This is a genomic window from Tenacibaculum larymnensis (assembly GCF_028829235.1).
In the GTDB taxonomy this organism is placed as follows: Bacteria; Bacteroidota; Bacteroidia; order Flavobacteriales; family Flavobacteriaceae; genus Polaribacter; species Polaribacter larymnensis.
Map to the genome: position 1 here is coordinate 165,960 of NZ_JAIWJY010000006.1, position 14,542 is coordinate 180,501.

Consider the following 14,542-nt stretch of genomic DNA (forward strand, 5'->3'; position numbering starts at 1 on the left):
TTGTAATAAGACTGATATTGAAAAAATGATTTGCCTCAGAGCTATTGCTCTGAGACATTTCACTGTGATTATTCTTCTAACTTAACGTCTAATCCTAAACCTTTAAGTTCGTGCATTAATACGTTAAATGATTCTGGTAAACCTGGTTCTGGCATTGCTTCTCCTTTAACGATAGACTCGTAAGTTTTTGCTCTACCTAATACGTCATCAGACTTAACAGTTAAGATTTCTCGTAAGATACTTGATGCACCATATGCTTCAAGTGCCCAAACTTCCATCTCACCAAAACGCTGACCTCCAAACTGAGCTTTACCTCCTAGTGGTTGTTGTGTAATTAATGAGTAAGGTCCAATAGAACGCGCGTGCATTTTATCTTCAATCATGTGACCTAACTTAATCATATAAATTACTCCTACTGTTGCTGGTTGATCAAAACGTTTACCTGTACCTCCATCATATAAATATGTGTGTCCGTAACGTGGTATTCCTGCTTCATCAGTTAAAGCATTAATTTGATCTATTTTAGCACCATCAAAAATAGGTGTCGCATATTTTTGACCTAATTTTTGACCTGCCCATCCAAGAACAGTTTCATAAATCTGACCAATGTTCATACGAGATGGTACCCCTAATGGGTTTAATACGATATCTACTGGTGTTCCGTCTTCTAAGAAAGGCATATCTTCTTGACGTACAATACGTGCAACAATACCTTTGTTTCCGTGACGTCCTGCCATCTTATCTCCTACTTTTAACTTACGCTTCTTAGCTACGTAAATTTTAGCAAGTTTTAAGATTCCTGCTGGTAACTCGTCTCCTACAGAGATTGTAAATTTCTCACGACGTAAAACTCCTTGTAAGTCGTTTACTTTAATTTTATAGTTGTGAACTAATTCTACAACTAATTGATTTAAGTCTTTATCAGTAGTCCATGTTCCACTTAAATGTGTAAAATCTTCAACAGAGTTTAACATTTTTTGTGTAAACTTTTTACCTTTTGGTAAAACTTCTTCTCCTAAGTCATTATAAACTCCTTGAGAAGTCTTTCCTGATACTAAGTTGAATAATTTCTCAACTAAAACTTCTTTTAACCCTTCAAACTTAGACACGTAAGACGCTTCTAAAGCTGAAATAGCTTCTTTATCACGAGCACGCTTATTTTTATCTTTTACTGCGCGTTTGAATAGTTTTTTATTAATTACTACACCTCTTAACGATGGAGAAGCTTTTAATGATGCATCTTTTACATCACCTGCTTTATCACCAAAGATAGCACGTAATAATTTTTCTTCTGGAGTTGGATCAGATTCTCCTTTTGGTGTAATCTTACCTATTAAGATATCACCAGGATTAACTTCTGCTCCGATACGAATCATTCCGTTTTCATCTAAGTCTTTTGTAGCCTCTTCTGAAACGTTAGGAATGTCATTTGTTAACTCTTCTGCTCCTAATTTTGTATCACGAACGTCTAATGAGTATTCATCAATGTGGATAGAAGTAAAAATATCTTCACGAACTACTTTTTCAGAAATCACAATCGCATCCTCAAAGTTATACCCTTTCCAAGGCATAAAGGCTACTTTCATGTTTCTACCTAAAGCTAATTCTCCTTTTTGTGTTGCATATCCTTCACAAAGTACTTGTCCTTCTTCAACTCTGTCTCCTACTTTTACAATTGGTTTCAAGTTGATGTTAGTACCTTGGTTGGTTTTTCTAAACTTAATTAAGTCATAAGATTTCTCATCAGAATCAAAGCTTACCATTCGCTCTTCTTCTGTTCTATCGTACTTAATTGTAATTTTGTTGGCATCTACATACTCAACAACTCCTGCTCCTTCAGCATTAATTAAGATACGAGAGTCTTTTGCTACTCTACGTTCTAAACCTGTACCTACGATTGGAGATTCTGGACGTAATAATGGAACTGCTTGACGCATCATGTTTGATCCCATCAATGCACGGTTCGCATCATCATGTTCTAAGAAAGGAATTAACGATGCTGAAATCGAAGCAATTTGGTTTGGAGCAACGTCCATATAATTAATTGCTTCAGGGCTTTCAACTGGGAAATCACCTTCTTCACGTGCAATTACTCTATCTCTTTCTATCTTACCATCTTCTGCTATTGGTAAGTTAGATTGAGCAATCTTCATTCCTTCTTCCTCTTCTGCACTTAAATAAATAGGCTCTTCTCCTAAAACACTTCCTTCTTCTACTTTCTTATATGGTGTTTCAATGAATCCCATATTATTTACTTTAGCATAAACAGCTAAAGAAGAAATAAGTCCAATGTTTGGTCCTTCAGGTGTTTCAATAGGACATAAACGACCATAGTGTGTATAGTGAACGTCACGAACCTCGAAACCTGCTCTTTCACGAGATAAACCTCCAGGCCCTAATGCCGATAAACGACGCTTGTGAGTAATCTCTGCTAATGGGTTGGTTTGATCCATGAACTGAGATAACTGGTTAGTACCAAAGAAAGAGTTAATTACTGAAGATAACGTCTTAGCGTTAATTAAGTCGATTGGAGTAAATACTTCGTTATCACGAACATTCATTCTTTCACGAATAGTACGTGCCATACGAGCTAAACCTACACCAAACTGACCTGCTAATTGTTCACCAACAGTTCTAACACGACGGTTAGATAAGTGATCGATATCATCTACTTCAGCTTTTGAATTGATTAACTCAATTAAATACTTAATAATTGTAATGATATCGTTCTTAGTTAATACTTTTTGATCTAAATCTTCATCTAAACCAAGTTTAGTATTCATTCTAAAACGTCCTACCTCACCTAAACTATAACGTTGCTCTGAGAAGAATAATTTTTCAATAATTCCTCTTGCAGTTTCCTCGTCTGGCGGTTCAGCATTACGTAATTGTCTATATACATGCTCTACAGCCTCTTTTTCTGAGTTTGTAGGGTCTTTTTGTAAAGTATTATGAATGATGGCATAATCTGCTTGCTGGTTATCTTCTTTATGTAATAATACAGTTTTAGCTCCAGATTCGATTATTTCATCAATATGTTCTTTTTCTATAATAGTATCACGGTCGAAAATAATTTCGTTACGCTCAATAGATACAACTTCTCCTGTATCTTCATCTACGAAATCTTCGTGCCAAGTTTTTAATACTCTTGCTGCTAATTTACGCCCTAATACTTTCTTTAATCCAGCTTTAGAAACTTTTACTTCTTCAGCTAAATCAAAGATTTCTAAAATATCTTTATCTCTTTCAAAACCTATGGCTCTGAATAACGTTGTTACTGGTAATTTTTTCTTTCTATCAATATAAGCATACATTACTTGATTGATATCTGTAGCAAATTCAATCCAAGAACCTTTAAATGGAATTACTCTTGCTGAGTATAGTTTGGTTCCGTTAGCGTGAAAAGATTGCCCAAAGAATACACCTGGTGAACGGTGTAATTGTGACACTACAACTCTTTCTGCACCATTTATAATAAAGGTACCAGAGTTTGTCATATAAGGAATTGTACCTAAATAAACATCTTGAACAATTGTTTCGAAATCTTCGTGTTCTGGGTCGGTACAATATAATTTTAAACGTGCTTTTAGAGGTACACTGTGAGTTAATCCACGTTCTATACATTCTTGGATGCTATATCTTGGTGGATCTACAAAGTAGTCTAAAAATTCTAATACAAATTGATTACGTGTATCTGTAATCGGGAAGTTATCCATGAAAGTTTTATACAAACCTTCTTCTCCTCGCTCTTCAGCTTTAGTTTGCAATTGGAAGAAATCTTGGAAAGATTTTACCTGAATATCTAAAAAATCTGGATAATCAGCTCCTAACTGCGATGACGCGAAGTTAATTCTTTCAGTAGTATTTATCGTTGCCAAAAGAGATGCTATTTTTAATTAAAAATATTATTTTTGAAACTTAACAGTTTCAATACTGCAATTTTAATTGCTGTTACTGATTAAAAATCAGCACTTTATAATCGTAAATTCACAATTCTGCAAATTGTGAAAAATAAAGAACGAATATATACACAAAATGGTTTAGGCCTAAAAACATAAGTTTTTAGTACCTAAACCTTTATTGTTTTTTCCCGTTTTTTTATAATTCGGGAGTATAGCTTACTTAAGCTCTACCTCAGCTCCTGCTTCTTCTAAAGACTTCTTAAGACCTTCTGCCTCATCTTTAGATACTGCTTCTTTAATTGGTGCTGGTGCGCTATCTACAATACCCTTAGCTTCTTTTAATCCTAATCCAGTTAATTCTTTAACTAATTTTACAACTGCTAATTTAGAACCTCCTGCTGCTTTTAAGATTACATCAAACTCAGTTTTTTCTTCAGCTGCATCTCCACCACCTGCTGCTGGTCCTGCTACTGCTACTGCTGCTGCTGCTGGCTCAATACCATACTCTTCTTTTAAAATATCAGCTAATTCATTAACTTCTTTTACTGTTAAGTTAACTAATTGTTCTGCGAAATCTTTTAAATCTGCCATTTTAATTGTTTTTTAAAAATTTTATTTATTTAGTTTATTAGTGCGCGAAATTATTTTTCTGATAATGTCTTTAAGATACCTGATAACTTACCACCACCTGATTGTAATGCTGAAACAACATTCTTAGCAGGAGATTGTAATAATGTAATGATATCTCCAATAAGTTCTTCTTTAGATTTGATGTTAACAAGAGCATCTAATTGTTCATCTCCAATATAAACTGCTTCTTCAACATACGCTCCTTTTAATAAAGGACGATCTTTTGATTTTTTTCTGAACTCTTTGATAACTTTTGCTGGCGCATTAGCTGCCTCAGCAATTAACATTGAAGTGTTTCCTTTTAATACATCTGGTAACTCTCCAAAATCTTTATCAGAAGCTTCCATTGCTTTTGAAAGCAATGTATTTTTTACAACAGCCAATTGTACGTTTGCTTTAAAACAAGCTCTACGTAAGTTAGATGTAGTTGCTGCATCTAAACCAGAAATATCTGCTAAATAGATGGTACTTGTATCTGCTAATTGTGCTGTTAAATCTTGTATTACCTGTGATTTTTCCTCTCTAGTCATAATTAAAAAGTTTTAACTGCCTTACGATACAGATTTTACATCTATAGCAACACTAGGACTCATTGTAGAAGACATGAAAATGCTCTTAATATATGTTCCTTTTGCCGCTGTTGGCTTTAATTTAATTAATGTTTGTAATAACTCATTTGCATTTTCTTCAATCTTCGTAGCATCGAAAGATGCTTTTCCGATTGCAGCGTGTACAATACCAGTTTTATCTACTTTAAAGTCGATTTTACCAGCTTTTACTTCTTGTACTGCTTTTGCAACATCCATAGTTACTGTACCAGTTTTTGGGTTAGGCATTAAACCACGAGGACCTAATACACGTCCTAAAGGACCTAATTTACCCATTACACTTGGCATAGTAATAATAACGTCTACATCAGTCCAACCTCCTTTAATTTTTTGAAGGTATTCATCTAATCCAACATAATCAGCTCCTGCTTCTTTAGCTTCTGCTTCTTTATCTGGAGTAACTAATGCTAAAACTTTTACATCTTTACCTGTTCCGTGAGGTAATGTTACAACACCACGAACCATTTGATTAGCTTTCCGAGGATCTACTCCTAAACGTACTGCCAAATCTACAGATGCGTCAAATTTTACGTTTGTAATCTCTTTAACTAATGCTGATGCATCTTGTAAGCTATAAACTTTAGAGCTATCTACCTTAGCACGAGCTTCTTTTTGCTTTCTAGTAATTGCCATTTCTAAATATCTTTTAAAGTTTAAGCAGGTGCATCACCTGTTACTGTTAATCCCATAGAACGAGCTGTTCCAGCGATCATTCTCATTGCAGACTCTACTTCAAAGGCATTCATATCTACCATTTTGTCTTCTGCAATTCCTCGAATTTGATCCCAAGAAACGCTTGCTACTTTTTTCCTATTAGGTTCTCCTGAACCTTTCTTAATTTTGGCCGCTTCTAATAATTGTACTGCGGCTGGTGGAGTTTTTACAACAAATTCAAATGATTTGTCTGTATAAACTGTAATAACAACTGGTAATACTTTACCTTGTTTGTCCTGTGTACGAGCATTAAACTGCTTACAGAACTCCATGATGTTAACACCGGCAGCACCTAAAGCGGGTCCAACTGGTGGCGACGGATTCGCTGCACCTCCCCTAACTTGTAGTTTAACTAATTTACTTACTTCTTTTGCCATTGTTTAAGATTTAACGATGTGTTTAAATTGGAAGCTTAAACACGATCTAAATATAGGTGTAACTATTATATTTTCTCTACTTGCATATAGTTTAACTCTAATGGTGTTTTTCTTCCAAAAATCTTAACCATTACTTCTAACTTACGCTTTTCTTCATTTACCTTTTCAACAGTTCCATCGAATCCATTGAAAGGACCATCAATTACTTTTACAGTTTCTCCTACTGTATAAGGTATTGCGATATTTTCATCTTTAACAGAAAGTTCATCTACTTTACCTAACATTCTGTTTACTTCTGATTTACGCATTGGTACTGGATCTCCTCCTTTTGTTTCACCTAAGAAACCAATAACTCCTGTTACTGATTTAATTACGTGAGGAACCTCTCCTGCTAAGTTAGCTTCTACCATTACATAACCAGGAAAGTAAACTCTTTCTCTGTTAATTTTCTTTCCGTTTCTTACTTGAATAACTTTTTCTGTAGGAACAATTACTTGGTTCACAAAATCAGACAACCCATGACGAGCAATCTCAGTCTCGATATAAGTTTTCACCTTATTCTCTTGACCTCCAATAGCTCTAACCACATACCACTTCATCACCGAATCAGCCATCATTAAAACATTTTAAAGAAGTTATCTAACCCTGTTTGAAAAACCTTATCTATAGCTGCTACAGCTAAAGCAAATACAATTGTAAATGCTGCAACTACTACAGTAGACTTTTGAGCTTCTTCACGAGAAATCCAAGTCATGTTGGTATTTAATTCTTCAAAAGAATCTTTAATGTATTGTACAAAGTTACTCATATTTTATCCTTTTAACGAGTTGCAGTTTTCACCACAACTCGTTTTAGTTTTTTGCACGGGTTGAGAGGCTCGAACTCCCGACACCTGGTTTTGGAGACCAGTGCTCTACCAACTGAGCTAAACCCGTATTTTAAAGGAGTCTCTCTCTAAAAAGAGACTCCTTATACTTTATTATTAAACTATAATTAGTCTAAGATTTCAGTTACCTGACCAGCTCCTACTGTTCTACCTCCTTCACGGATAGCGAACTGTAAACCTGTGTTTAATGCGATAGGTTGGATTAAGTCAACTGTAATAGTTAAGTTATCACCTGGCATTACCATTTCAACACCTTCTGGTAAGTTAATGTTACCTGTTACGTCAGTTGTACGCACGTAGAACTGTGGACGGTAGTTGTTGTGGAATGGAGTGTGACGTCCACCTTCTTCTTTCTTTAAGATATACACCTCAGCTTTAAACTTAGCGTGTGGAGTGATAGAACCTGGCTTACAGATTACCATTCCTCTCTTAATTTGAGTTTTTTCAATACCTCTTAATAAGATACCTGCGTTATCTCCTGCCTCACCTCTATCTAAGATTTGACGGAACATTTCGATACCAGTTACAGTAGATGTTAATTTTTCATCTCCCATACCAATAATCTCAACAGGATCTCCAGTATTTACGATACCAGTTTCGATACGTCCAGTTGCTACTGTACCACGACCAGTAATAGAGAATACATCCTCGATAGGCATTAAGAAATCTTTTTCAGTATCTCTTGGTGGCTCTTCGATCCAGTTATCAACAGCTTCCATTAATTCTAAAACTGTATCAACCCACTTTTGCTCTCCGTTTAATGCACCTAAAGCAGAACCAGCAATTACAGGACCATTATCTCCATCATACTCATAGAAAGATAATAAATCTCTCACTTCCATTTCTACTAATTCTAATAACTCCTCGTCATCAACCATATCAACTTTGTTTAAGAAAACAACGATACGTGGAATACCTACCTGACGACCTAATAAGATGTGCTCACGAGTTTGAGGCATAGGACCATCTGTAGCAGCTACTACTAAGATAGCTCCATCCATTTGTGCAGCACCAGTTACCATGTTCTTTACGTAATCGGCGTGACCTGGACAGTCAACGTGTGCGTAGTGACGGTTAGCTGTTGCATACTCTACGTGAGAAGAGTTAATTGTGATACCTCTTTCTTTTTCTTCTGGAGCGTTATCGATTTGATCAAAAGCTCTCTGCTCAGAAAATCCAGCATCTGCTAATACTTTAGTAATTGCAGCAGTTAAAGTAGTTTTACCGTGATCTACGTGACCAATAGTACCTACGTTTAAGTGCGGTTTCGAACGATCATAAGTTCCTTTTGCCATGATTATTAATTTTAATTCTTAGTTAAATATATTTAGTGTTATTTTTAAACTCTTGTCAAATAAACTCTAAAATAGAGCCAACAACGGGATTTGAACCCGTGACCTCATCCCTACCAAGGATGCGCTCTACCAACTGAGCTATGTCGGCAACGAATTTAGAGCGGGAGACCAGGTTCGAACTGGCGACATTCAGCTTGGAAGGCTGACGCTCTACCAACTGAGCTACTCCCGCAATAAAATTTTATTAAGATAGTGGGGAGAGCAGGATTCGAACCTGCGAAGTCGTAAGACAACGGAGTTACAGTCCGTCCCATTTGGCCGCTCTGGAATCTCCCCTAAACCTTAAATAGTATTTTAATGAACTTTTATTTTTTTAGAGCCGATGGAGGGACTCGAACCCACGACCTGCTGATTACAAATCAGCTGCTCTAGCCAGCTGAGCTACATCGGCTTTTGCTATAAAAAAACAATCCGCTATTTCTAACGGACTGCAAATGTAAAAAGTAATTTTTAATTTTTAAAACTTTTTTAATTATTTTTTATTGTTTTTATGACACTAAGGCATCCTTTGATTTTTCTTTTGATTTTTGTAACTGTCGTTTTAAAGATTCAACAGATACACTAATTCCTTCTTCAAAGGTTTTAGTTTGTTTTTTTACGATTAATTCATTTCCAGGTATGTTAATTTTTACTTCAGTTATTTTATTTTCTTTTTCACTCGTTTTTTGCACTTTCAAAAAAACTTCTGCATCAACGATCTTATCATGAAACTTTTCTAATCCCCCTACTTTTTTCTCAATGAAGTCTATTAATTTTTTGTCTGCTGAGAAATTTACTGATTGCGTGAATACCTTCATAATTCTTCGATCTTTTAAGTTGACTCTCTAGGATGAGCCTTATTATACACTTTTTTTATTTGCTCCAAGCTATTGTGCGTATACACTTGGGTAGAGGCTAAACTTGAATGTCCTAGCAATTCTTTAACCGAATTTAACGACGCACCGTTATTAAGTAAATGTGTCGCAAAAGCATGCCTCAATATATGAGGGCTTTTTTTTGCTTTTGTTGACACCCTACTAAAGTACAAATTTATTATTCGGTAAACAAGGGTTTCATAAATTTTAACTCCTTTTTTAGTTATAAAAAGCACCTCCATATCCGCCTCTTTAACCTCTCTTTTTTGCCTTAAATATTCCTGTAAAGTTTTATACACAGATGGTAAGATTGTTACATACCTTTCTTTATTTCTTTTACCTAATACTTTTATTGTTTTACTAGTGTGATCTATATCTTTTTCTTTAACATTTATTAACTCAACCCTTCTCATCCCTGTTGAGTATAACATTTCGACAATCAATCGATCTCTTATTGATTCAAAATCGGAACCTTCTCTTATTAATTCTAAAACTTCTTTTACTTCATTTTGATCAAAAGGTGTTTGTATTTTCTTTTGAACTTTTAACGCCTTATGACTTGATAACGGGTTTGTTTCTACCTCTCCTATTTTTTGTAAAAACTTATAGAAGGTTTTTAATGAACTTACCTTCCTATTCACACTTCTATTCGACACATTAACATTAACCAAACTAACAATCCATGTTCTAATTTGATTGTAATGAACATTCTCTAAATCCAATTGATCAAACTCAACCTCGCAAAAATCTTTAAATGCAATTAAATCTGTTTTATATGCTTGAATTGTATTTTTTGAATATTTTTTCTCAAATTCTAAATATTCCAAGAAAGCTTCTATCAGCATTATTAACTTTTTTTATTAATTGAAGGTACAAAAAAAACCTGTATTGATATCAATACAGGTCTTTATACTTTTTAGGATTATTACTATCCTACTTCTTCTTGAGTTCTTAATCTCTGAACGTAAGATGCTTTAATCATTTGAGCACGTTTAGCTACAGATGGCTTAGTAAACTGCTTTCTGTTTCGTAACTGCTTCATCGTTTTTGTACGATCAAATTTACGCTTATAACGTTTTAACGCTCTATCGATATTCTCTCCTTCTTTAACTGGAATGATTAACATATTTTTGCACCTCCTTTCATCGTAGTATCTATATTTTAAAAAACCAACAACAAACAGTATATCAGTTAATTATATTGTTTTATTAGATTTTGGACGGCAAAGATACAAAGTATTCTTTAAATTAAAATTATTTTTTTCTGTTTTCATTAAAAAAATAAAAAATCCTGCAAACGCAGGATCCTTCTTTTAATATATTTATCAATAATCATTGTTACAAAACAGAAACCATTAAGTAGCTGGTCTATACTCCTTCTTATCAATCACCATTTTTGCAATGATTTCTTTCAAGATTTCTGAAGTACCTCCTCCTATTGGTCCTAATCGACTATCGCGTAATAAACGTGCCATTGGATACTCTTCCATATAACCATAACCTCCTAGTAACTGTAAAGCGTCATATATGACCTCATCTGCCATTTTAGTAGACAATAGTTTACTCATACTTGCTTCTTTTACAACGTAAATACCATCATTTAAACGTTTTGCTATAGAATAATTGTATTCTCTACACATATCTACTCTACTTGCCATTTCCGCTACTTTATGGCGTAAGGCTTGAAATTTATCTAATGTTTTCCCAAAAGCTTCACGTTCACTCATATATTGCACTACATAATCTACAGCATATTCAGCACGTGCATGAGCATTAATTCCCATAACCAAACGCTCTAATGCAAAGTGTTGCATAATATACGGAAATCCTTTCCCTTCTTCTCCCATCAGGTTTTCAGCAGGTATCACTACATTATCAAACGCTATTTCAGCAGTATCTGAAGCTCTCCATCCTAACTTATCCAATTTAGTTGATGATATTCCTGGAGTATCTCTATCAATAATAAAAATACTCATTCCTTTATGTTTATCTTCTGGGTTTGTTTTGGCTGCCACTACTAGATAATCAGAATACACTCCGTTTGTAATAAAGGTTTTTGATCCGTTAACTACATAAGTGTCTCCTTTTTTTATTGCGGTAGTACGCATTCCTGCCACATCACTTCCTCCAAAAGGTTCTGTAATACATAAACACCCTATCTTATCTCCTTCAATGCTTGGTGTTAAGTATTCTCTTTTAATTCGATCGTCCCCTTCTTTGTTAACATGGGTCATCGCTAAATATGCATGTGCCCACATATTCGCTGCAAAACCTCCTGAATTAATTTTCTGCAACTCTTCTAAAAAGATTACAGTGTAAAAAAGGTCTAAACCTAATCCTCCATATTCTTCTGGTTGATTTAAACCAAAGTACCCCATTTCACCGAATTTCTTCCAGATAAAACGCTCTACCGTACCTTCTTTCTCCCATTTATCTATATGAGGAACTACCTCTTTTTGTAAAAAATCTCTAAAACTCTGACGAAAGGCTTCATGCTCTTCGGTAAAGTACATACTATTCATAGTGGTTTGTTTATTAAATTTTGTTGTTTGCTTATTTTGCTTCCAAATATAAGATTATTCTATCGTATTTATTTAACGGAAAATCTTTAATATTTCTTAATTCTGATATATCTTGTAATTCTGCTACTTCGTCTCTGTATTCAAAAATCTTTTTACACAATTCATAGTTTATATATGGATTTTTCAACACCTCTTTAAATTTAGCTGTATTTACATTAACTTTTTTAATAGTTGGTTTTTCTATTACAATAAAGGTTCGCATAACCCTATCTGCTGTAACTTTATCTAAACCCCAAACTTCATACAGTTGTTTAGATAACGAATATCCTTGTAGTTTATTTCTATACTTTACAATTCTAGAAGATAACACTTCCCCTACTCCACTAATAGTTTCAAAATCTTGTTGAGTAGCTTTATTAATATCATTTGTAGAAACCTTATACTCCTCATTATATGTATTCTTCTTAACTGAGTTTGCTTTTGTTATACTTCTCTTCTTTTTATTCTCTTTTTTTACAACCCAATCTGGAAATTTAAAATACGGAGCTATTTTACTCAATAAACTGTCAGATATTTTTGTTACTTGTTTAAAGTCTTTAGCAGAATTAATCCATTTGTTTTGCTTTCTATAATTATGTAACCTATCAATTTCCTCTATTGACATTCCTAATTGATAGCCTTTAAAATCTGTTATATAATTTGGGTTGAATGGATACAGTTTAGGTTTTCTTTTATTCTGCTCTATTCTTTTCAAACTATCAATGGTATTCTGAAAAGCTATCAACTCATTTTTATTTAAAGCTTGTACTTCTTCTGAATAAAAATCTACATAAGTATACACAATTTGCAAGAAAACTATCGCAAACAATAAAAAGAAAACCCCATTTCGTTGGCGTTTGTTATACCAGAAATGGGGTTTAAGTATTTTCATTTGTTTTACTTCTTAGTCTTCTACTGCCTCCTTTTTAAGATTAATAGCATCTAAATATCTTTTTAGTTGCTTTTTAACCACTGGCATCAATAAATATAAACCTACCATATTAGGGAATACCATTGCAAAAATCATTGCATCTGAGAAATCCCAAATAGACTTCATACTAGCCGCAGCTCCAATTACCACGAAAGTTAAGAATAAAATTTTATATGTTAAATCTGCTTTCTTACCTCTACCGAATAAAAATTTCCAAGATTGTAATCCGTAGTACGACCAAGAAATCATTGTAGAAACTGCAAATAACACCACTGCTACTGTTAAGAATACATTTGAGAAAGGAATATAAGCTGCAAATGCTCTTGAAGTAATTCCTGCTCCTTCATAAGCTACACCATCAATAAATACTGATCCTGTTCCATCTCCTCCGTATTCAAAAGCTCCTCCGAAGTTAAAGATAATAATAACTAAAGCTGTCATTGTACATATTAATACTGTATCGATAAACGGCTCTAATAACGCTACTAAACCTTCAGAAGCTGAATATTTTGTTTTTACAGCAGAGTGAGCAATAGAAGCCGATCCTGCTCCTGCTTCGTTTGAGAAAGCTGCTCTTTTAAATCCTACTAATAAAACACCAATAAATCCTCCAACACCAATTGCTGTTGGATTAAACGCCTCATTTATAATTAATGATATAGCATCGTCTATTAAAGAAAAATTAATTCCTAAAATATAAAGACACGCTAATAAGTATAATAATGCCATGAAAGGAACTACTTTTTCTGTTACAGAAGCAATTCTCTTGATTCCCCCAATAATTATAATACCTACTAAAATAGCTAATACAATACCTATAATAGCTCCTGCTGCTGTACTTTCTAAACCTAATAACTCTTTAATTACTATTGTTGCTTGGTTAGATTGTGCTGCATTACCACCACCAAAAGAACCTCCAATACAGAAAACAGCAAATGCTCCTGCAGCAATTTTACCTAAAGTTGCAAAACCTTTTTCTTTTAATCCTTTAGACAAGTAATACATAGGTCCTCCGTATACTGTTCCATCCTCACCTACATCTCGGTAGTGCACTCCTAGTGTACATTCAACAAATTTTGTTGACATACCAAGTAAACCACAAACTATCATCCAAAATGTTGCTCCTGGACCACCTAAAGCGATTGCTAACGCAACACCTGCAATGTTACCATTTCCAACCGTACCAGAAACTGCCGTTGCTAGCGCTTGGAAGTGAGATACCTCACCTTCATGGCTCTCATCACGAATAGTATCTTTTATATCTCCGTCAATTTCTAAATCACTATGTAAACTCTCTACATTTTCAATATGCTCCTCAATATCATCAACCTCATTCATATCTACTCCTTGAGCTATACCGTCTTCTCCATACAATACCTGTGCTCCATGTTTTTCTATATCCTCATATTTTCCTCTTACAACATTAATTGCAGTGAAAAAATGGCGGAAATTAGGAAACTTAAAATAAAGCGTAAAAAAAGCGGCACTAGCCACTAACAAAATCAATACAAAAGGGGTTCCAAACACTTGAAAGAAAATCACACTACTAAAAAAATCAGAAATAGGCTTAAAAGCTTCATCTATTTGTTGGTCTAAACCTTTTTCCTGTGCAAATGTTAACATTGGCGTCATTAATAACAGCAATGCAAGTAGTTTTTTGTTCATAATATGTATTAGATTTTTGAATTAGTAGCCCGCAATATCATAAAAAAATGTACTTACAAC

14 protein-coding genes and 5 tRNA genes are annotated in these 14,542 nt (G+C 34.2%); all 19 read right to left on the reverse strand.

Annotated features, from left to right (window positions below):
- Positions 1-68: 68 nt before the first annotated feature.
- The 19 genes from rpoB to LCI24_RS10570 all read right to left on the reverse strand — a co-directional run bounded on the left by rpoB (position 69) and on the right by LCI24_RS10570 (position 14,482).
- Complete coding sequence (gene rpoB / locus LCI24_RS10480) at positions 69-3,878, reverse strand: DNA-directed RNA polymerase subunit beta (RefSeq protein WP_274640335.1); 3,810 nt, start codon at positions 3,876-3,878, stop codon at positions 69-71.
- Positions 3,879-4,118: 240 nt separating this feature from the next.
- A complete protein-coding gene (gene rplL / locus LCI24_RS10485) occupies positions 4,119-4,493 on the reverse strand; it encodes a 50S ribosomal protein L7/L12 (RefSeq protein WP_099214076.1) in 375 nt (124 codons plus the stop codon).
- 50 nt (positions 4,494-4,543) lie between these two features.
- Positions 4,544-5,062: a 50S ribosomal protein L10 gene (gene rplJ, locus LCI24_RS10490; RefSeq protein WP_274640336.1), complete on the reverse strand. Its 519-nt coding sequence runs from the start codon at positions 5,060-5,062 to the stop codon at positions 4,544-4,546.
- Positions 5,063-5,083: 21 nt separating this feature from the next.
- Positions 5,084-5,773 (reverse strand): 50S ribosomal protein L1, encoded by a 690-nt coding sequence (gene rplA, locus LCI24_RS10495; protein ID WP_099214074.1) that lies wholly within the window; start codon positions 5,771-5,773, stop codon positions 5,084-5,086.
- A gap of 20 nt (positions 5,774-5,793) precedes the next feature.
- Positions 5,794-6,231, reverse strand: a complete 438-nt coding sequence (gene rplK, locus LCI24_RS10500; protein ID WP_047790105.1) for a 50S ribosomal protein L11 — start codon at positions 6,229-6,231, stop codon at positions 5,794-5,796.
- Positions 6,232-6,296: 65 nt separating this feature from the next.
- A complete protein-coding gene (gene nusG / locus LCI24_RS10505; protein ID WP_099214163.1) occupies positions 6,297-6,845 on the reverse strand; it encodes a transcription termination/antitermination protein NusG in 549 nt (182 codons plus the stop codon).
- Between the two features lie 2 nt (positions 6,846-6,847).
- Positions 6,848-7,039, reverse strand: coding sequence for a preprotein translocase subunit SecE (secE, locus tag LCI24_RS10510; RefSeq protein WP_274640337.1), 192 nt, complete (start codon positions 7,037-7,039; stop codon positions 6,848-6,850).
- A 54-nt stretch (positions 7,040-7,093) separates the two neighbouring features.
- A tRNA-Trp gene (locus LCI24_RS10515) sits at positions 7,094-7,166 on the reverse strand.
- Positions 7,167-7,224: 58 nt separating this feature from the next.
- On the reverse strand, positions 7,225-8,412 hold the full coding sequence (gene tuf, locus LCI24_RS10520; RefSeq protein WP_099214072.1) for an elongation factor Tu: 1,188 nt from the start codon (positions 8,410-8,412) through the stop codon (positions 7,225-7,227).
- A gap of 75 nt (positions 8,413-8,487) precedes the next feature.
- Positions 8,488-8,560 (reverse strand) — tRNA-Thr (locus tag LCI24_RS10525).
- A gap of 11 nt (positions 8,561-8,571) precedes the next feature.
- A tRNA-Gly gene (locus tag LCI24_RS10530) sits at positions 8,572-8,644 on the reverse strand.
- A 21-nt stretch (positions 8,645-8,665) separates the two neighbouring features.
- Positions 8,666-8,748, reverse strand: a tRNA-Tyr gene (locus LCI24_RS10535).
- A gap of 41 nt (positions 8,749-8,789) precedes the next feature.
- A tRNA-Thr gene (locus LCI24_RS10540) sits at positions 8,790-8,863 on the reverse strand.
- Between the two features lie 97 nt (positions 8,864-8,960).
- Entirely contained in the window at positions 8,961-9,269 is a 309-nt protein-coding gene (gene hpf, locus LCI24_RS10545; protein WP_099214071.1) for a ribosome hibernation-promoting factor, HPF/YfiA family, read from the reverse strand.
- A 14-nt stretch (positions 9,270-9,283) separates the two neighbouring features.
- On the reverse strand, positions 9,284-10,171 hold the full coding sequence (locus tag LCI24_RS10550) for a tyrosine-type recombinase/integrase (RefSeq protein WP_274640338.1): 888 nt from the start codon (positions 10,169-10,171) through the stop codon (positions 9,284-9,286).
- An 83-nt stretch (positions 10,172-10,254) separates the two neighbouring features.
- Positions 10,255-10,452 (reverse strand): 30S ribosomal protein S21, encoded by a 198-nt coding sequence (gene rpsU / locus LCI24_RS10555; RefSeq protein WP_028892869.1) that lies wholly within the window; start codon positions 10,450-10,452, stop codon positions 10,255-10,257.
- Between the two features lie 228 nt (positions 10,453-10,680).
- Positions 10,681-11,847 (reverse strand): acyl-CoA dehydrogenase family protein, encoded by a 1,167-nt coding sequence (locus LCI24_RS10560; RefSeq protein WP_274640339.1) that lies wholly within the window; start codon positions 11,845-11,847, stop codon positions 10,681-10,683.
- A 31-nt stretch (positions 11,848-11,878) separates the two neighbouring features.
- Entirely contained in the window at positions 11,879-12,778 is a 900-nt protein-coding gene (locus LCI24_RS10565) for a helix-hairpin-helix domain-containing protein (RefSeq protein WP_274640340.1), read from the reverse strand.
- Between the two features lie 12 nt (positions 12,779-12,790).
- Positions 12,791-14,482, reverse strand: a complete 1,692-nt coding sequence (locus LCI24_RS10570) for an alanine/glycine:cation symporter family protein (protein WP_274640341.1) — start codon at positions 14,480-14,482, stop codon at positions 12,791-12,793.
- Positions 14,483-14,542: the final 60 nt, after the last annotated feature.

Bases quoted from the DNA above. Each gene is read 5' to 3' on its own strand.
- nusG (WP_099214163.1), bottom strand. From the start codon at position 6,845: ATGGCTGATTCGGTGATGAAGTGGTATGTGGTTAGAGCTATTGGAGGT.
- LCI24_RS10560 (WP_274640339.1), bottom strand. From the start codon at position 11,847: ATGAATAGTATGTACTTTACCGAAGAGCATGAAGCCTTTCGTCAGAGT.
- rplK (WP_047790105.1), bottom strand. From the start codon at position 6,231: ATGGCAAAAGAAGTAAGTAAATTAGTTAAACTACAAGTTAGGGGAGGT.
- hpf (WP_099214071.1), bottom strand. From the start codon at position 9,269: ATGAAGGTATTCACGCAATCAGTAAATTTCTCAGCAGACAAAAAATTA.
- LCI24_RS10570 (WP_274640341.1), bottom strand. From the start codon at position 14,482: ATGAACAAAAAACTACTTGCATTGCTGTTATTAATGACGCCAATGTTA.
- rpsU (WP_028892869.1), bottom strand. From the start codon at position 10,452: ATGTTAATCATTCCAGTTAAAGAAGGAGAGAATATCGATAGAGCGTTA.
- secE (WP_274640337.1), bottom strand. From the start codon at position 7,039: ATGAGTAACTTTGTACAATACATTAAAGATTCTTTTGAAGAATTAAAT.
- LCI24_RS10550 (WP_274640338.1), bottom strand. From the start codon at position 10,171: ATGCTGATAGAAGCTTTCTTGGAATATTTAGAATTTGAGAAAAAATAT.
- rplL (WP_099214076.1), bottom strand. From the start codon at position 4,493: ATGGCAGATTTAAAAGATTTCGCAGAACAATTAGTTAACTTAACAGTA.
- rplA (WP_099214074.1), bottom strand. From the start codon at position 5,773: ATGGCAATTACTAGAAAGCAAAAAGAAGCTCGTGCTAAGGTAGATAGC.
- rplJ (WP_274640336.1), bottom strand. From the start codon at position 5,062: ATGACTAGAGAGGAAAAATCACAGGTAATACAAGATTTAACAGCACAA.
- LCI24_RS10565 (WP_274640340.1), bottom strand. From the start codon at position 12,778: ATGAAAATACTTAAACCCCATTTCTGGTATAACAAACGCCAACGAAAT.
- tuf (WP_099214072.1), bottom strand. From the start codon at position 8,412: ATGGCAAAAGGAACTTATGATCGTTCGAAACCGCACTTAAACGTAGGT.